20 protein-coding genes and 1 pseudogene are annotated in these 18,065 nt (G+C 29.1%); 5 read left to right on the top strand and 16 right to left on the bottom strand.

What is annotated here, in order from left to right:
* The first annotated feature begins 45 nt into the window (after positions 1 to 45).
* Entirely contained in the window at positions 46 to 363 is a 318-nt protein-coding gene (locus ABXT63_RS00450; protein WP_415320960.1) for a thioredoxin family protein, read from the top strand.
* Here the strand turns inward: ABXT63_RS00450 and ABXT63_RS00455 are convergent.
* The 14 genes from ABXT63_RS00455 to ABXT63_RS00520 are packed head-to-tail and all read right to left on the bottom strand — an operon-like array spanning position 360 to position 12,772.
* Entirely contained in the window at positions 360 to 1,628 is a 1,269-nt protein-coding gene (locus ABXT63_RS00455) for a bifunctional folylpolyglutamate synthase/dihydrofolate synthase (protein WP_415320961.1), read from the bottom strand. The two genes, ABXT63_RS00450 and ABXT63_RS00455, sit on opposite strands and share 4 nt — an antisense overlap.
* Entirely contained in the window at positions 1,582 to 2,511 is a 930-nt protein-coding gene (locus ABXT63_RS00460; RefSeq protein WP_415320962.1) for an acetyl-CoA carboxylase carboxyltransferase subunit beta, read from the bottom strand. Before ABXT63_RS00460 ends, ABXT63_RS00455 begins: the two co-directional genes overlap by 47 nt.
* Entirely contained in the window at positions 2,508 to 3,305 is a 798-nt protein-coding gene (gene trpA, locus ABXT63_RS00465) for a tryptophan synthase subunit alpha (protein ID WP_415320963.1), read from the bottom strand. The genes ABXT63_RS00460 and trpA overlap by 4 nt, the downstream gene beginning before the upstream one ends.
* 1 nt (position 3,306) lies before the next feature.
* Positions 3,307 to 4,539, bottom strand: coding sequence for a tryptophan synthase subunit beta (gene trpB, locus ABXT63_RS00470; protein WP_415321984.1), 1,233 nt, complete (start codon positions 4,537 to 4,539; stop codon positions 3,307 to 3,309).
* Positions 4,529 to 5,152, bottom strand: coding sequence for a phosphoribosylanthranilate isomerase (locus tag ABXT63_RS00475; RefSeq protein ID WP_415320964.1), 624 nt, complete (start codon positions 5,150 to 5,152; stop codon positions 4,529 to 4,531). Before ABXT63_RS00475 ends, trpB begins: the two co-directional genes overlap by 11 nt.
* Complete coding sequence (gene pyrF / locus ABXT63_RS00480) at positions 5,153 to 5,830, bottom strand: orotidine-5'-phosphate decarboxylase (protein ID WP_415320965.1); 678 nt, start codon at positions 5,828 to 5,830, stop codon at positions 5,153 to 5,155. It lies immediately after the preceding gene.
* Entirely contained in the window at positions 5,820 to 6,110 is a 291-nt protein-coding gene (locus ABXT63_RS00485; protein ID WP_415320966.1) for an HU family DNA-binding protein, read from the bottom strand. The genes pyrF and ABXT63_RS00485 overlap by 11 nt, the downstream gene beginning before the upstream one ends.
* 3 nt (positions 6,111 to 6,113) lie before the next feature.
* Positions 6,114 to 7,844: a S1 RNA-binding domain-containing protein gene (locus ABXT63_RS00490; RefSeq protein ID WP_415320967.1), complete on the bottom strand. Its 1,731-nt coding sequence runs from the start codon at positions 7,842 to 7,844 to the stop codon at positions 6,114 to 6,116.
* Positions 7,844 to 8,497 carry a (d)CMP kinase gene (locus ABXT63_RS00495; protein ID WP_415320968.1) on the bottom strand — a complete coding sequence of 218 codons (654 nt, stop codon included), beginning with the start codon at positions 8,495 to 8,497 and terminating at the stop codon, positions 7,844 to 7,846. The genes ABXT63_RS00490 and ABXT63_RS00495 overlap by 1 nt, the downstream gene beginning before the upstream one ends.
* Positions 8,494 to 9,822, bottom strand: coding sequence for a 3-phosphoshikimate 1-carboxyvinyltransferase (aroA, locus tag ABXT63_RS00500; RefSeq protein WP_415320969.1), 1,329 nt, complete (start codon positions 9,820 to 9,822; stop codon positions 8,494 to 8,496). The genes ABXT63_RS00495 and aroA overlap by 4 nt, the downstream gene beginning before the upstream one ends.
* A gap of 3 nt (positions 9,823 to 9,825) precedes the next feature.
* Positions 9,826 to 10,602, bottom strand: a complete 777-nt coding sequence (locus tag ABXT63_RS00505) for an ATP-binding cassette domain-containing protein (protein ID WP_415320970.1) — start codon at positions 10,600 to 10,602, stop codon at positions 9,826 to 9,828.
* A gap of 1 nt (position 10,603) precedes the next feature.
* Positions 10,604 to 11,188 carry an LPS export ABC transporter periplasmic protein LptC gene (gene lptC / locus ABXT63_RS00510; RefSeq protein WP_415320971.1) on the bottom strand — a complete coding sequence of 195 codons (585 nt, stop codon included), beginning with the start codon at positions 11,186 to 11,188 and terminating at the stop codon, positions 10,604 to 10,606.
* Complete coding sequence (locus ABXT63_RS00515; protein ID WP_415320972.1) at positions 11,189 to 12,160, bottom strand: KpsF/GutQ family sugar-phosphate isomerase; 972 nt, start codon at positions 12,158 to 12,160, stop codon at positions 11,189 to 11,191.
* The gene (locus tag ABXT63_RS00520) at positions 12,161 to 12,772 is read right to left on the bottom strand and encodes a ribonuclease D (protein ID WP_415320973.1); all 612 of its coding nucleotides are present in this window, start codon (positions 12,770 to 12,772) and stop codon (positions 12,161 to 12,163) included. It abuts the gene before it with no gap.
* 16 nt (positions 12,773 to 12,788) lie between these two features.
* On the opposite strand from ABXT63_RS00520, the gene ABXT63_RS00525 reads away from it, so the two are divergent.
* On the top strand, positions 12,789 to 13,757 hold the full coding sequence (locus ABXT63_RS00525) for a complex I NDUFA9 subunit family protein (protein WP_415320974.1): 969 nt from the start codon (positions 12,789 to 12,791) through the stop codon (positions 13,755 to 13,757).
* A gap of 169 nt (positions 13,758 to 13,926) precedes the next feature.
* Here ABXT63_RS00525 and ABXT63_RS00530 read toward each other — a convergent pair whose 3' ends face one another.
* Positions 13,927 to 14,427: a GcrA family cell cycle regulator gene (locus ABXT63_RS00530; protein WP_415320975.1), complete on the bottom strand. Its 501-nt coding sequence runs from the start codon at positions 14,425 to 14,427 to the stop codon at positions 13,927 to 13,929.
* A 122-nt stretch (positions 14,428 to 14,549) separates the two neighbouring features.
* Between ABXT63_RS00530 and ABXT63_RS00535 the strand changes: the two genes are divergently transcribed.
* From ABXT63_RS00535 to argF, 3 genes and pseudogenes are all read left to right on the top strand, one after another.
* Positions 14,550 to 15,362 (top strand): ABC transporter permease, encoded by an 813-nt coding sequence (locus ABXT63_RS00535; RefSeq protein WP_415320976.1) that lies wholly within the window; start codon positions 14,550 to 14,552, stop codon positions 15,360 to 15,362.
* Between the two features lie 3 nt (positions 15,363 to 15,365).
* Positions 15,366 to 16,531 (top strand): annotated as a pseudogene (locus ABXT63_RS00540) (aspartate aminotransferase family protein).
* Positions 16,532 to 16,533: 2 nt separating this feature from the next.
* Positions 16,534 to 17,463, top strand: a complete 930-nt coding sequence (gene argF / locus ABXT63_RS00545; protein WP_415320977.1) for an ornithine carbamoyltransferase — start codon at positions 16,534 to 16,536, stop codon at positions 17,461 to 17,463.
* Here argF and ABXT63_RS00550 read toward each other — a convergent pair.
* Positions 17,455 to 17,994, bottom strand: coding sequence for a c-type cytochrome (locus tag ABXT63_RS00550; protein WP_415320978.1), 540 nt, complete (start codon positions 17,992 to 17,994; stop codon positions 17,455 to 17,457). The two genes, argF and ABXT63_RS00550, sit on opposite strands and share 9 nt — an antisense overlap.
* Positions 17,995 to 18,065 lie beyond the last annotated feature (71 nt).

Raw genomic sequence — 18,065 nt, forward strand, 5'->3', positions numbered from 1 at the left:
TTTTTTACATATTGAATAAATGGAATAAGAATTTATAAAAGAACTATGCTTATAGATTTTAAAGACGAACAATTTGAAACTCAAATTAAAAACGAAGACGTATCGATTGTGCAATTTTCTGCAGAATGGTGCCAACCATGCAAGGCTTTAAAGCCAGTTATGGAAAAGCTATCTGATACATATAAAGATAAAGCTAACTTTTATTATGCTGACATAGAAAATGGTGGAATTAACACTGGTTCAGCTGCTGGTGTAAGAGGTGTACCTACAGTTATTGTTTACAAAAAAGGTGTTGAAGTAGACAGAAAAGTTGGTGGTGTTGCCGAGGGCCACATGAAAGAATTTCTAGATAAAAATATTTAGTTTAAACTTAAAACTTCTCCCGCAAGATACAAAGACCCTGTAATTAAAATAATATCGTTTTCTTGAAGATTGATTGATTTAATTGCTTCTTCAACTGAATTTTTGTAATTAATATTTTTGAAATTTTTAATTTTCCCCTTAAGTTCATTTCCCTTAATAGCATTGGGTTGATTAGGAATATCAATTGTTGTCAATGATTTAATATCTTTAAAGTAACTCATATATTTATTGTGGTCTTTGTTAGTCATCATTCCTAAAATAATATGCTTGTTACAATTTAAACTTTGAAGATATTCGTTTAATACTTTTGCACCAAGTGGGTTATGAGACCCATCCACAAATAATAAATTATTACTAGTTAAATCCTTTAATTTTCCAGATTTTAACTCTTGAAGTCGTGCGATACTTTCTATTTTAGTAATACCACCCTTAATATGTTCATCAGTTATTTTATAGTCTGTTAATTGTCTTGCTGTTGCAATTGCAGAAGAGACATTTTCTAGTTGAAATTCCCCAGGTAGATTAGGTTTTGGAAGTTTTAGAGCACCAAATTCATCTTCATAATAAAAAAAATCATTTTCCTTTAATGTAAAATTATAATTTCTATTAAAGATTATTTTTTTAGAAAAATTATTTTTAATTACATCTTCAATACTTTTACTAATTTCATTTGAGCTTTGTTTTGCAACAATAATTTTAGAGTTTAATAAAGTGGATGTTTTCTCAAATATAATTTTTTCAACTGTTTGTTCTTCTTTTGGGAGCCAATCTAAATGATCAAGACCAATGGCTGTCACAATACTAGCTAAATTTTTTTTTAAAATATTAGTTGCATCAAATCTATGAAATAGACCTGACTCGATTAAGTTAATGTTTTCAGGGTATTTTTTAGCATAGTGAAGGTAAGCAACAGTTAAAATTTCAAAGAAAGTAATTTTTGTTCCATTATTTACTTCTTCAATTTCAGAAAAAAGATTAACTAATTCATCATCTATTAAGAGTTTATTGTTAAAGATAAATCGTTCATTAATTCTTTGGATATGTGGGCTTGTATAGATATTGCATTTGTAATTTGCTTCTTTTAAAATTGCATAAAGAGCTTGGATAGTTGAAAATTTACCGTTTGTTCCAACAACAGATATACAATTAATTTGGTCTTGAGGATTTCCTAGTTTTTCTAAAAGATTTTTAGTTCGATCTAGGCTTAGATCTATTTCTTTAGGATGCAGCTTTTGTAAGCGTTCTACTATCTTCTGAAGTTTCATTTTCTAATGAATTTATAGCAGAATTTTTATTTAACAATATTGATAATAATGAACCTAATTTTTCTCTAAGGTCTTTTCTTTCAACAATTAAATCCACGAATCCTGTTTTTTCAACATATTCACTTCTTTGAAACCCATCAGGTAATTCTTCTCTAACAGTTCCTTGAATAACTCTTGCACCCGCAAAAGCTATAAGAGCACCAGGTTCTGCTAAATGAATATCCCCCAGCATTGCGTATGACGCTGTAATACCACCTGCAGTTGGATCTGTTAGAACAACAATATAAGGAAGGTTATTTTTTTTAAGCTCATTAATTGCCAAAGTTGTTCTAGTCATTTGTGAAAGCGAGATTAATGACTCCATCATTCTCATTCCACCACCAGAAGTAAAAATTATAAAAGGTTGTTCATTTTCAATAGCGTGCTGAATACCATATAAAAAGGCCTCACCTTCTGCTGCACCAATTGAACCACCCACAAAATCAAAGTCTGATGCAATGGCTGTAATCTTTACATTTTGAATGTTGGTATTAACCACCATCATTCCACAGTCCATACCTGTTTTTTTTCTAGCAGCTTTTAGTCGGTCTTTATAAGTTTTGAAGTCACTCCAATTTAAAGGGTCATCTTGAGGAATTGGAGTTTTTAAAACTTCATAATTATTTTTACCAAAAATAATATTGAATCTTTGATGAGGACTTATTCTGTGATGCTTGTTACAAGACGGACAAACCCACAAGTTATCTTCTAAATCTTTTTTTAGAATGGGACCTTTACAACAAGATGTCCAATCACTACTGGCAATCTCTTCTTTGCTTGCACGTTTCTTAATTATTCTTTTTATCTTTTCGCCAAAACGTAGTGTTTTTTTAATCCAATTCATGCAATTTTATTTCTTAATCTTTTTACAATATTAGTTACATTTGTGACAGGATTTTGTTTTTTTTTGAGTGATTTTGATATTTCTTTACACAAAGCACTGCCAACCACCAATCCATCAGCCTTTCTAAGTGAAGCTATAGTTTTTTCAGTAATTCCAAACCCGATCACAATGTTTTTATTTTTATTTAAATTTTTAATTTTATTATATTTTTCCATAATTTTTTTTGGTGAAACTTTTAGTTTTCCACCTGTCGTTGAAAGCATACTTATATAGTAAACCATATCGTGAGAAATTTTAATGATTTTTTTCATTCTACTTAGTGAAGTAGTAGGAGAGAGCAATTGAATAAAGTTAATATTTTTTTTCTTACATTTTTTAGCAAAATCTTTGTTTTCAGGGTAGGGTAAATCAACAACAATTAAACCATCAACACCAACTTTTTTACAAATATTGATAAAGTTATTATCACCATATTGATAAATCATATTATAGTAACCCATCAAGATGACAGGTTTTGTCTGTTTAGATTTCTTAAAATCTTTTACTATTGAAAAAATATCTTTTATTTTAATACCATTTTTTAAAGCCCTGTAGGCACTTGATTGAATTTGACCACCATCTGCAATTGGAGTGTTGTGAGGAAAACCAATTTCACAAATATCAGCATAGTTTGCAATTGACTTTAGTATCTCAAGAGAATTTTTTTTATTATTATCACCAGCAACGGTGTAAGTTAATAATACAGGTCTTTTTTCAGTTTTTATCTTTTTAAATACTAAGTTAATTAATGACATCTTAGTTAATCTTTCCTAATCTTTCTTTTAAAATATCACGATCTTTTTTTGCATCACCACAAGAGTTTACTATAATGATAGTATCTTTGTTTAATTTTGGAGCAATTTTTATTGCCTCTGCAAAGGCGTGGCTTGGTTCTAGACTTGGGTTTATTTTTTCAAATTTTGTAACTAGTTTGTATGCATTTAAAGCCGCCTCATCAGTGGCAGATGTATATCTCGCTCTTTTAGTATCTTTTAAGAAGCAGTGCATTGGACTTACCGATGGGTAGTCAAGTCCCGCTGAGATTGACTCTGTAGCATTAATTTGTCCTTCATCATTTTGACAAACATAAGCTGCAGCACCATGTAGTATTCCAAGTTTAGCACCATTAGTTAGTGGTGCAGCATGTAGCTTAGAATTTTTTGGTCCTCCAGCTTCAACACCAATTAATTCAATTTGTTTTTTATCATAATCAATAAACTCACTCCAAAAACCGTAAGCAGAACTTCCACCACCTACACAGTTAATAAGTTTAATTTTTTTTGGAAACTTTTTAAATTCAGATTTTATTTGAACTTTTAATTCTCTTGATATTTGAGCTGTACTCCAGCCACAAATTTTAACAAATATATTTGGACCGACTGTAGAGCCAACACAAAGATGAGCCTGGTCACAATTTGAAACCCAATAACGCATGCACTCACTAACAGCATCAACTAATGTTTGGCTTCCTGAATAAACAGGTACAACTTCTGCTCCATTTTTTTTCATTGCATCTACATTAGGTTTTTGTCTCTTTATATCTTTTGCACCCATGAATATTTTACACTTAAGACCAAATTTTTTGGCAGCCATACTCAACATTTTTCCAGCATAACCAGCGCCCGTATCACCTACCACATATTTTTTCCCAGCCTTTTTTGCAATAAGACAATGAACTGTTGCATTATAGATCTTATGAGCACCTCCGTTCGCCTCCGATACCATTTTGGCGTATATTTGAGCTCCACCTAGATGATTAGATAAGTTTTGGAGTTTAATAAATGAAGTAGGAGAGCCTATGTAGTTTTTAATGTAATAGTCTCTTTGTTTGAGGAATTTCTTATCATATCTAAGTTTTTCAAAAAGTGCTGTTAAGTCCTCAATAGGCTTTTTTAAAGTCTCAGGTATAAAATTACCACCAAACTTGCCACCCCAAAATCCACTTTTGTTGTGCTGATCAATTAAAGGAATTTTCTTTTTAAGTTTCACTGTCAATTAGTTTAATTTTTTTTAAAAAAATATTTATTTTTGAGATATCTTTTAATCCAGATGTTTCTAGACCTCCAGAAATATCTATAATGTCTGCTATTTCTTTATAATTTTCAAGGTTATCTTCAATTTGAATATTTCCAGCAAGCATTAATTCCTTATTAATTTTAAGGTTTTTAATTAATTGATGATCAAAAGACATACTTTTTTCATAACCTTTGCTGTCAAATAATATTATTTCTCCTATATCATTATATTCAAAGTATTTTACAACATCATTTTGATTTTTAACAGTTATTGCAATTATAATCTTTTTATTATATTTTTTTTTTATTGAAGTAACCTCAGATGGTGTGCAATCATAAAGTTGATAATAATCGAATGGTAAATCTTTTATTTTTTCAAGAATACTTTCATCAGGTCGAACTAATACCGCAACATACTTACAGTCATTTTTATCTATTTGTAAAAGCTTTCTAAGCTGATTGTGTTCAATAAACCTTCTAGATTTTGGGTAGTTAACAATAAAGCCAATATATTGTGGTGGGTTAGGGTGCCCCGTTAAGTATTTTAATGTTACAGAATCAGAGATTCCACAAATTTTTGATTTCATCTAATCTATTGATGAGAGGATATTTTTTATATTTTCTTTTGGATTACCTTTGGTAATAGGCCTACCGATTATCAAGAAATCACTACCTTCTTTAATAGCTTCATTAGCAGACATAGTTCGTTTTTGATCATCTTTTGTATCAGTCATCCTAATCCCTGGGGTAAAACACATAAGTTTTGGTGCAATTTCTTTAATCATTCTAATTTCAAGTGGGCTACAAATAACCCCATGTAATTTAGCCTCCATTGCAATTTTAATTAGTCTTTTAACCTGGTCTTCAACTTTGTTGTTAAAACCTAAGTTTCCTAAATCTTCATCATTAAAGCTTGTCAAAACAGAAACACCTAATAATTTTAAATTAATTTCTTGTGCAGCTTGATTAGCAGCTTTAAGAGAATCTAGTCCATTTAGAAGATGAACAGTTGCATAATCTACATTTAAGTCTTTAAGCAATTTTACTGACTCAACTAATGTATTTTTAATATCAAAAAATTTCCCATCATAGAAAATAGGTTTTTTAAACTTTGAAAGTTCCCTTATTTCTTCAGGGCTACTTTGGGTAATATATTGTAATCCAATTTTTATTCCTGAAATATCTTGATGAATTAATTCCAATAAATCTAATATCTCTTTATGGTCTGATACATCGCAGGCTACGAAGATTTTTTTATTGGTCATTGTTTAATTTTTTAAACATTTCCTTTGCCATTTTAAAGTGAATTGTTTTCTTTTCTATTGTATTTACTTTTTCTCCAGTCTTGGGGTTTCGAGATATTCTAGCTTTTTGAACATTTGTTGAAAACATGCCAAAACTTCTTAATTCAACACGATCCCCACGTTTTAGAGCTTGTTTAATTTCATTTAGAATGATGGATACAACTTTCTCAAGGTCTTTTTTAAGAAAATTAGGATATGATTTTTTAAGTTGATTTAGAAGCTTTGATTTTACAATAGCCAATTTTTATTCGTCTTCTTTTTTCTTTTTTTCTAAATCTTCAGAAAGAGATGAAAAAGGAAGGTTTTTTCCAGACCCTTCAGAACCATATTTATCTAATGCATCTTTTCTTTCTATTTCTTCAAGCAATTTAATACTTAGCGTTGCTTTTCTTTTTTCTAAATCTAACTCTTGAATGGCACAGTCGATTCTTTCCCCACCTGTAAATCTAGAAGGTCTAGCATCAGCAACATTAATGGCTATCGCAGATTTTTTAATTATAAAGTCCATTTCACAACCTTCCGGTCTTACCACAAGGCCTTTATTATCAGTTGAAATTATTTTAACAGTAATAGTTTGTTTAATTTTTTTGTCATTAAACCAATCAAATGGATCAGGTTGAGTTTGACGTAAACCAACTCTAACTTTCTGCTCAACCGCTTTAACCTCTAAAACTTTAACCTTTAACTTGTCCCCAATTTTATATTTTGCTAATTCTTCTTCACCATTATTTAGATAAGTAAGATCATTGCAATGTAAGAAAGCATCAATATCTAGGCCATCAATTTTTAAAAAAATTGAGTATTCATTTTTACTAGCAACTACACCTTCAACCTCTGATCCAATCGCATAGTTTTTTTCAAAAGTTTCAAAGGGATTATCAAATGTTAGACGATGAGAGATCGCAACTCTTCTTTTTTCTTTATCTATTTCAGTGATAACACAATCAATTTCATCACCTACTTTAAACATTTTTTTTGCAGATATATTTTTTTTAGTCCAACTTAATTCACTTGAGTGTAATAAAGTTGACAAACCTTTTTCAAGTTCACAAAAAGCTCCAAAGTCCATAAGCTTTACTACTTTAACTTTATAGATCTTATTTAATTCATAATTTGTAATATTTTCAAAAGGGTCTGGTGAAAGTTGTTTAACAGAACAACCAACTTGTAACTTTTCCTTATCAACAGTGATAACCAATAAGTCATGTTTTTCCCCAATTGTAAAAACTTCGTCAGGGTGGTTAACTCTTGAATAAGAAATCTCTTGTAGGTGTACTAAAACATCAAGCTCACCATTAACACTAAAGAAACAACCAAATGAACTGTAGCCTTTTACCTCAGCTCCTTTAATTACATCTCCAACTTTGAATTTTTCAATAATTTTAATTTTATCCTCTTTTTTAAATGATGAAATAATTTCTCTTCTAGAAACACAAGCATTTCCTCTTACTTTATCTAGCTTAATAAGGGCAAACTTTTGGGGTTCATTCATTAAATGACTAATATCTTTTAACGGTTTGTCAGAGATTTGAGATCCTGGAAGGAACATTAAAGATCCAGTATCGATATGCTCTACAATACAACCACCTTTAACACGTCCAGTAATTTTACCCATGATTGGTTCATTTTTTTCATAAGCTTCAACAAGTTTATCCCAACCTTGAATTTTTTGTGCTTTAGAAGCTGACACTAATACTTCACCTTTTTTATCTTCTAGTCTTTCAAGTAAAACAGAAATTTTTTCACCTACTTTTGCTTTGTCAAGTATTCCCATGCTTTTAAGCTCGTTGATATCTAAAATTGGCTCAGATTTTAAACCAGGTATTTCAAGAAATACAAAGTTATCAGTTACTTTATTTACGACGCCAGTAATAACCTTTCCTTCTTCTAGGTTTGCTGTTTTAGTGAACTGGGAATTTAGCAATTGTTCGAATTCTTTTGAGGCAGCGGTTTCTAGGTTATTGTATATTTCCATTAAGCTTTTAGTTTCCTATTCATAATTTGTTTTATTTTTAAAAAACATGCTCTTTTAGTGTGCTTCGTAGTATTTATCAATACTGAATCTTCTGTTTTCTTTAGAGGAGAAATTTTTCTATTATAGTCACTTTTATCACGTTTTTTGATGCTTTTTAGAACTTCATTAAAAGATATTTTCTTATTTAACCCTTTTAACTCTTTATATCTTCTTAAGGCTCTAGTCTTCGTGTTAGCAGTTATAAAAAACTTAAAATCAGCATCAGGGATTATTTTGTAAGTTATATCTCTCCCATCTAGACAAGATCCATTATACTTTTTGGGAGGGTGATAGGCACTTTTAATTTGAAAGGCATGTACAAGTTGTCTTATTTTTTTATCTTTTGATATTATAGAAGCCATTGTTCCAACTTCATCAGATAGTAGCTTTTCATTTTGTAAATCTTTCATACTTAGTTTTTCTATTATTTTTTTTATAAAGGTGTGACTATATTTTTTAGGCTGAGTAAGTTTAATGTTCGCAACTAATCTATAAATTTTACCTGTATCCAAGTAAAATAGATTAAAGTATTTAGAAATTAGCTTTGCTTGTGTACCAGCACCTGCAGCAGCAGGAGAGTCTATCGCAACTTTAATTTTATTTTTTAACTTCATAAAGATTTATTACTTATCTTTTTAATTATCTTAAGAAAAGATGGAAATGAAGTATTTATAGAATCTTGATCATAGATTTTCCATTGTCCACCAAAAGTTAAGGCAGCAATTGTACTCATCATAAAAACTCTGTGATCTTTTAAATAATTTTTAATTGTAATTTGTTTTGTAATTTTTAAGTCAGGTTGACCATAAATCTTAATTGAATCTTTTGCTAGTTCTGTTTTAACACCCATCATATTTAAAATTTTAGAACCCCATTTTAATCTTGGACTTTCTTTTTGATTTAGTTCGGACACATCTTTAAAATAGGAAATTCCTTTTGCTTTTGCAGCTGCTAAAAAAATCACTAAAAACTCATCTATGGCATTACTATTTAATTCTGATGGACAATTAATGGCCTTAAGGTTATTTGAGCTCTCTATTAAAATATTAGATATTTTTTCACCTCTATAACTTCTTTGATTTTCTAATATTATTTTAGCACCCATTTTTTTTAAGATGGTAATCACACCTGCTCTCGAAGGGTTAATGTTGACATCCTTAATTAAAAGCCTTGAATTATTTGTAAGAGTTGTAAGCACCATAAAAAATGCACTTGAACTTATGTCTCCTGGAATTTGATAATTAAATGCTTTAATTTTTTTTGGTTTTTTAATATCTATAAAATCGTATTTTTTAGTTGTTTTTATTTTGATGGGTATCTTTAAGTATTTAAAGAGTAATTCAGAATGATTTCTTGATTTTTTTGCTTTAATATATGTTGTTCCTGAAGCATTAAGTGCTGCAAACATCACGCTACTTTTACATTGAGCTGAACCTTTATATTCTAAATATTTAATACCTTTTGGTGACTGAGAACCTAAAATTGATAAGGGTAATTTATTTTTTATTTTGTAGTAAAATTTAGTACCAAACTTTTCCAAAGGTAGAGTTACTCTCGAAAAATCTCTTTTAGATAAACTTTTGTCACCAATTAATTTAACTTTGTGAGGGGATTTAATTAGTAAACCCAGTATCAGTCTTCCAAATGTTCCTGAATTTCTAGCATTTATTGTTAAATTTTTTTTATATTTAAACCCGTTAATTCCATTTCCAAATATTTCGCAATAATTTTTATGGATAACAACTTTTATACCAAGTTTTTTAATTGAATTTATTGCAGCAAGTACATCTTCAGACATTAAGAGGTTATAGGCTTTAGATTTTCCAATGGCTTGAGATGCTAAAAGCACCCACCGTATACTCAAACTTTTATCTCCACTAACTCGAATTTGTTTATTAAAGTTTTTTATTTTACTCTTAATTATTAGTATTTGTGACATGCTTTAATTAAATTTAAAAGAGTCTCCGAAGTAAGCATTTTTAGCTTCTATATTATTAACTAAATCATTAGGAGATCCTTGTGCTACAATTTTACAGTTTGACAGAATCATAGCAACATCCACACAAGAAAGTAAGTCTCTCGCTTGGTGATCGCAGATACAAACGGTTATATTGCTCTGTGTTTGTAAATTAACAATAATTTCTTGTAACATTTTGATTGTCAAAACATCTAGGGCAGCAAAACACTCATCAAGCAAAAGTACTTTTGGGTCACTTAATAAAGCTAAAGCAATTACTAATTTTTTTTTTTGTCCACCAGATAAAAACTTTGCTTTAATATTTCGAATGGCATCTAATTCAAATTTAGCAATTAGTTGATCTATCTTATGGTATATTAAGCTCTTATCATCAACTACAATTTCAGCAATTGCTTTTAAATTTTCTAATAAAGTAAGATCGTTAAAATAACCACCATATTGAGGTACATAGCCAATTTTAAATTTTGATGTTCTTAAATATATCGGGTAGTCGATTACATCTGTTCCTTCAAACTTTATTTTACCATAGTCAGGTTTAATTAATCCAGTGATCAAATTAAAAATCGTCGATTTTCCAACTCCATTAGGCCCTAACATTCCTAAAATTTGGCCATGATTAATTTTAAAACTTACGTTGTCTAAAATTTTTCTTTTACCAAATGATAATGATATATTCTCTAATGAAATTATAGGTTGAGGATTTTTAAATGATTTAATCCTAAATTTTTTAATTATACCCATATTAGTTAGTTCCTTTAATTAAAACTGTTTTGGCTTTGTCATTCATAAAAATTTTAGCATCACTTGTAATAAGATCTATTTCAATTTTGTCAGCAAACAAACTTGTTTTTTTTCCATTATAAACAACATTTTCGGAAATCGTTCCAAGATTATTTAATAAAGAAAAATCCAAATATTCTCCAGTTATCTTATGTTCGGGGTAAATAATTGTTACTTTTTCTTTGAAAATAGTATCATAATTCCTTAAATTATAATTTCCATAATCAGATGTAATTTTAATTATGTTAGAGTCTTTTAAATAGATATAAGCAACAACACTTTCTAAGTACATTGAATTTGGATCTTCATCACTAATTACTGCTTGTAAGGCAGATATTTCATACTTGTTGCCATTCACGTCTAAAGAAGTGTAGTTGATATTTTGGATGGAGTTTGATTCATCTTTTTTTTTATCATCAACTTTTTCACTTAAAACAATTTGATTTGAATTGGTAGCAGGCTCTTTAAAATATTTTAAATAAGATAATAAAAATATTATGATAATTAACAAAATCAAAAAAACTTGTATTAAAGTTTTTTTATGCATTTATTTAATAGCTGACTGCAATATATTGTGAATGTGTAAAATCCCAATAGTTTTTTTTGTATTCTTATCTTTATGTACACACAAAGAGGTGATTTTTTTATTATTCATTATTGAAAGAGCTTTTTCTGCAAGGATATTTTGATTAATGCTAATTGGGTTTTTAGTCATAACTTTTTTAACAGTTAAATCTTGAAGATTATTACCCATTTCATTAAATCTTCTAATTTGGCCATCTGTAATTATACCTGTAGTAATTTTCTTACTATTTTGAACAATGAGAGTTCCAAGTTTTTTATTTGAAATAATTTGTAATGCTTTTTTCATATTTAAAGCTTCATTAACAAATGGAATTTTATTTCCCATAATCATTAACTCCTCGACAGTTCTAAGTTTGGCACCAAGGTTTCCTGAAGGATGAAAATTTTTAAAATCTTTTTTACTAATATTTTTTTTATTTAATACTGAAATAGCTAATGCATCACCAATACTTAGCTGGTTAATTGTACTTGCGGTTGGAACGATTCCAAGGCCCGCCTCTATTACCTCTGGTATAAGAAGTTTAATGTCAGAAGCTTTATATAATATAGAGTTTTTTTTAGACATTATACCTATCAGGGTAATCCTATTTCGATTAGCATATTTTATAATATTTTTTAGCTCCTCTGTAGAACCAGAGTAGCTTATTAAAATTAAAACATCTTTTTTTGAAATACTTCCAAGATCACCATGAGAACAATCATTTGCAGAAAGTGAAAATGAAGGAGTTCCGACAGATGATAGTGTTGCTGAAATCTTAGCTCCTATTAACCCACTTTTTCCAACCCCACATAAAATCACTTTGGATTGACAGTTCGCTATTGATTCTACTGCTTCATTGAAAGAATTATTTATGGAATTTTTTAATTTTTTTAAAGCTTTAATTTCTAGATCAATTACACTTTTTGCAATTTTTTTATAATTTTTTTTTTTCATTTAATGAGACCATATATCATCTTTAAATAAAGCTAAATCAAGGTCAACTCTGGTTTTTAAAAATTTTAAACAACTATTGTATAAATCAAGTCTTTTTTCTCTTATTAGAATCTTATTTAATTCTTCATGAATTTTATGCAAATAGACCACATCATTTGCACAATATTTAAGCTGAGCAGGAGATAGTTCGCCCCCAAAATCTGAACTTTGAAATTGTTTGCTCACGTCAATGTTTATAAATTCTTTAATTAATGTTTTTAGAGAGTGGCTATCAGAATAAGATCGAGCTAATTTTGAGGCTATTTTTGTATCAAGAATATTATTAGTCTCTGTCTTTAAATAATATTTAATGTGAGCCATATCTGCTCTACCATAATGAAATATTTTAGTGATTGATGAATCTGAAAGAATTTTGTTTAAATTTGGAGCATTATATTTTTTTCTATCTAGCTGAATGATGTGAGCATCAGAATTTCCGTTTGAAATTTGAATAAGGCATAGAGGGTCACGCTTTACATTGAGACCCATAAACTCTCCATCAACTGCTATAATATTGCCTAAATCTAAATCTTCTGGTAGATCATTCTTGTGAAGTTTAATATCAATATTCATTTTTAATTATATATATATGAAAGCAAAAAATTGTCTAATTTTTGGCGGCAGCGGTCAAATAGGTCGCCATTTAATTAGAAAGCTTACTAAAAATAATTATAAGGTAACTGTGGTTACTAGAAACCTTCACCAAAAGGGCTATATGATAAAGACCCAAGCTAATGCTGGCTATATAGATATTGTTGAGTCTAACATTTTTGACGAGAAAAAAATTAGAAAACTTTTTTCACAAACTGATATCTGCATCAACTTAATTGGTATTTTATATGAAGGAGGCAACGGAAATACTTTTAAAAATATTCACTCTGTCTTCCCATCAATTTTGGCTAAACTTTGTAAGGAGTATAAAGTTCAACAATTTATTCATTTATCAGCATTAGGAATCAATAATGCAATTGATTCTGAATATGCAAAAAGTAAATTAGAAGGAGAAAAAAATATTCAAAAGAATTTTCCTTTAGCTACAATATTAAGGCCTTCTGTAGTTTATTCAGTAGATGATAATTTTACTACAAATTTTATGACTTTACTAAGTAGACTTCCATTTTTTCCACTTTATTATAATGGGGCAACTAAATTTTCTCCTATTCATTGCTCTGATTTAACGGACGTTATTCATCACGTTGTCACCAAAAATATATACTCCAAAATTATTGAGTGTGTAGGACCTGAGATTATTTCTCTAAAGGAAATTTTAAAAAGATTGTTAAAACTTATTAGTAAGAATAGATTGTTAATTCCTCTTCCATTTTTTGTGGCAAATATGTCAGCAAAATTCTTTCAATTATTTCCAAAACCGTTATTGACTGTAGATCAGCTTGTGCTTTTAAAATATGATAATATCCCCTCAAATAAATATCAAACCAATTCTGATGTGGGAATTCCAAGCACAAGAATATTTGACCAAGAAGTTGAAAAATATAGTTATATGTGGAGAGAAGGTGGTCAATTTTCAACAAAAAAGTATAACCCTACAAATTCTTAATAGAATTTTTTAAACTTAAATTATATAAATTATTTTATGTTAATTAATATTATTTATATTCTTATTTTTTTAGCTTTTTCATTATTAATATATTTAATCATTAAATCTGTCTTGAGAGGCATTGATGGAAAAAATAATAATAAATAATAATATTTTTAGAGAGTAGTTATCAAGCGGTATTAATTTTTTTTTCATTGTACTGTTGTGACTCTTCATCTTTATCAGTTGTAGGCTCTTCTTTTTTACCTTTTGGCTGATAGGCGTACAGCAAATGAAGTTTGCAATATGAGAAATCTTTTAAAGATGATCGTCCACAGAAATAAAATGATTCTTCTTCAGGATGACCAACAGGCCACTTACAAGAGCTTTCGTCTAGTTCCTCTAATTTTTTAGGGTTTTCTGGCTCAAAATCGTTTTCAATAATTAAAGACTTAAACTTACTTTTTCTTCCTTGTCTTTGTTTAGAATTATTTTCTTCTGTGTTGTTGTCAAAATTTTGACTTGATGAAGTACTTCTAGCTTTAATTTTTGATGATAAGTTTAATCTGTGAGCCTTACCAATAACTGCATTTCTGGTAATTCCACCAATTATTTCAGCAATTTGACTTGCAGTGCTTCCTTTTCCCCAAAGCTCTTTAAGTTTGTTAATTTTTTCTTCATTCCAACTCATAAGCTATATTTAGTATGTTAATTAATTTTAATAACTATATACAGATCACATAGGATTAAAAAAAAAACAATAGATTTTTTTGTTTTGTACACAATTTTTTCAAAATTTATATATGATTACCTATGGTTGAATTGAATAAGAAGTATCAAATTAATGTAAAAAAATTTGGTTTCATAAATTGGATTGGTTTTAAAAGTTTATGGCTTAAGGAATGCAATAGGTTTTTGGCAGTTTGGCAACAAACTTTACTATCTCCACTTGTATCAAGCTTATTATTTTTATCAGTTTTGTCTTTGGCTTTGGGGAATAATAGAGGAGATGTTCTTGGTTATTCTTTTATTAGTTTTTTAGCGCCAGGTTTAATTGCAATGAGCATCTTAACTCAGTCATTCAGTCATTCAGTGTCATCATTGATGATTGGAAAAATTCAGGGAAATATTGTTGATATGCTTTATGCGCCTTTATCAGCACTAGAAGTTTCAATGGCAATAATATTAGCAGCTCTTACAAGAAGTTTTTTAATTGCTATAATCTCAATAGTCGTCTTCTCTTTAATTGTTGAGATGCCAATAAATAACATTTTATTTATTTTTATTTTTGGTTTTTTAAGTGCTTTTATATTGGGGAGCTTAGGATTTATTACTGGTCTCTGGGCTGAAAAATTTGATCATACTGCAACTGTCACTAACTTTGTTATTACCCCATTAAGCTTTTTATCAGGTGTATTTTATTCTATAGACAAACTTCCTAAGTTTTTTCAAACTATTAGCTATATAAATCCATTTTTTTATATGATTGATGGATTTAGATATGGTTTTTTAGGAAAATCAGATGGGTCCCTAAGTGTGGGGCTAATTTATTTAACAATTTTAAGTATTATAATGTGGTATGTGGCTTTTTTTCTTTATAAAAAAGGCTATAAAATTAAATCTTAGAATATGAGCGCTTTAGCAAAAAACTATAATAGAAGAAAAATTTCATTTAATTATGGAAAAGGAAGTTTTCTTTACTCAACTAATGGAAAAAAATATTTAGATTTTGTTCAAGGGATTGCTGTGAACTCTTTGGGGCATTCAAATTCATACTTAATAAAAGCAATTAATAAACAATCAAAAAAGCTTTGGCATGTTTCTAATGCATTTATAATTCCTGAGGGTGAAAAGTTAGCAACAAGACTGGCAAAAAAAACTTTTGCTGATTTTGTTATCTTTCAAAATAGTGGAGCAGAAGCAACAGAAGCAGCAATTAAAGTTGCCAGAAGATATTTTTATTCAATAGGAGAAAAAAAAAAAATAGAATTCTTTGTGTTAAAAATTCATTTCATGGAAGAACATTAGCAACAATTTATGCTAGTGGATCAAAAAAAATGACAGAAGGTTTTGGCCCAAAAGTTGATGGATTTGATCATTTTGAATTTGGGGATCATAAATCGTTAAAAAAATCTATAACAAATAGAACAGCTGCGATTATGGTAGAAACCATAATGGGGGAAGGTGGAATTAAGGTTATTCCAGATTGGTGTCTAAAGGGATTAAGAAAAATTTGTAATGAGAAAAAAATTTTATTAATCTTGGACGAAGTTCAATGTGGAATAGGTAGGTCTGGAAATTTTTTTGCCTTTGAAAGTTCAAAAATTAAACCTGACATTGTGCCAATAGCAAAAGGTATTGGAGGTGGCTTCCCATTAGGAGCAGTTTTAATGAACAAAAGAGTGGCATCTGGAATGACAGCAGGAACTCATGGCTCGACTTTTGGCGGAAATCCATTGGCAATGTCTGTTGGAAATGCAGTTTTAGAACAAATACTTAAAAAAGGATTTCTTGCCAATGTTAAGAAGTTATCAAAATATTTTCATTCTGAGTTGAAAAAATTAAATAAGGAGTTCCCAAAGATAATCAAAGAAGTGAGAGGTGTTGGTTTATTAATCGGTTTACAGCTACAAAATGATCAAACAAAATTTATTCAAAAATTAATGGATAATAAATTGTTGACAATTAGAGCTGCAGAAAATGTTATAAGAATACTGCCTCCACTTAATGTTAAAAAACAAGAAATAGACCTATCTATAAAAATAATTAGAAAAGTTTGCTTAACTCAAAAGTAAAAATGAATCATTTTATCACACTCAAAGACATACCTGCGATGGACCTTAGAAAAATTATAACTGATGCAAAAAAAAGAAAAGATAAAAGAAATAAATTTAATACTCTTGAGATTGATAGAGACAAGCCTTTAAAAGGAAAATTGCTTATTCAAATGTTTGAAAAATCCAGTCTTAGAACGAGACTAAGTTTTTATCTTGCAATAAAACAGTTAGGAGGTGGAACGATAACACTTAGAACAAATGAATTGCACCTTGGAAAGGGAGGAGAGAGTTTGGCTGATACAGCAAAAATTTTATCAACTTATGGAGATGGCTTTATGTTAAGAACTGATAGTGATAAAAAAATAGAGGAATTTAGTAAATATTTAACAATACCTGTTATTAATGGACTGAGTCCATCATCACACCCAACACAAGTTTTATCAGATATTTTTACTGTTGAAGAAATTAAAAAAAAACCTATTTCAAAATTAAATATCTGTTGGATTGGAGATTCAAATAATGTTCTTAATAGTTTAATTGCAGCATCAGTTAAGTTTTCTTTTAAATTAAGTATTGGTTGTCCTAAAAATTATGAACCTAAGAAATTTGTAATTGATTGGGTAAAAAAGAATAAAGGAAAAATTAATATTTATAATGATGCTAAAAAAGCTGCTATGAATGCTGACGTTGTTTTTTCAGATAAAGTTATTTCTTTAAATGATAAAATTAACAAAATTAATAAGATTAAAGCTTTTAAGAATTTTCAAATTAGTTCTAAAATAATGAGTTTTGCAAAAAAAGATGCAACCTTTTTACACTGCCTACCAAGGGGTGCAGAGGTATCAAGTGAGGTTTTTTTAGGTAAAAATTCAAAGGTATGGTTACAAGCACTCAATAGAGTACATGTTCAAAAAAGTATCTTATTATATTGTTTTGGCAGGTTAAGGTAGCAGCTTAGGACTATCACTGTTTTGATCTAAGTATTTGATTATGGAAGCTCTGTCTTTCTCTTTTCTTAAACCAGCGTATGACATTTTAGTTCCCTTTAGGTAAGACGAGGGTTTTTTTAAGAAACCGTTTAACTCCTCAAACGTCCATTCTTTACCATATGAAGCTAAAGCTTTAGAGTATTTATAATCATCCACACCGCCAACTACTCTCCCAACAACATTATATAACGCTGGGCCAATTTTATTTTTTCCACCTTTATTTATTGAGTGACATGCTGCACATTTTTTAAAAATTTTTTCTCCACTCACTACATCGCCCAATGACATAAATACAGCAATATCAATTTTTTCTACAACTTCAGAGGCTTGAGAAGTTGCAGAAATTAATTGGCTTTCAACTTCAACTTGATATCCAGGATTTTCAGGCTTATTCACATGAAAGACACCATCTGCAATCTTTCCTAAGCCGATTACAAGCAGTGCAACCATTAAAATTGCAGCAATAATTTTATTTAGTTCGAACGAATCCATTTAATTATAATTATTTTCACATATAACATGATAATTAAAAAAAACTTAATTTTTAATTTTATAATTTTGTG

This window comes from Candidatus Pelagibacter sp. Uisw_092 (assembly GCF_047729545.1).
Taxonomy (GTDB): Bacteria; Pseudomonadota; Alphaproteobacteria; order Pelagibacterales; family Pelagibacteraceae; genus Pelagibacter.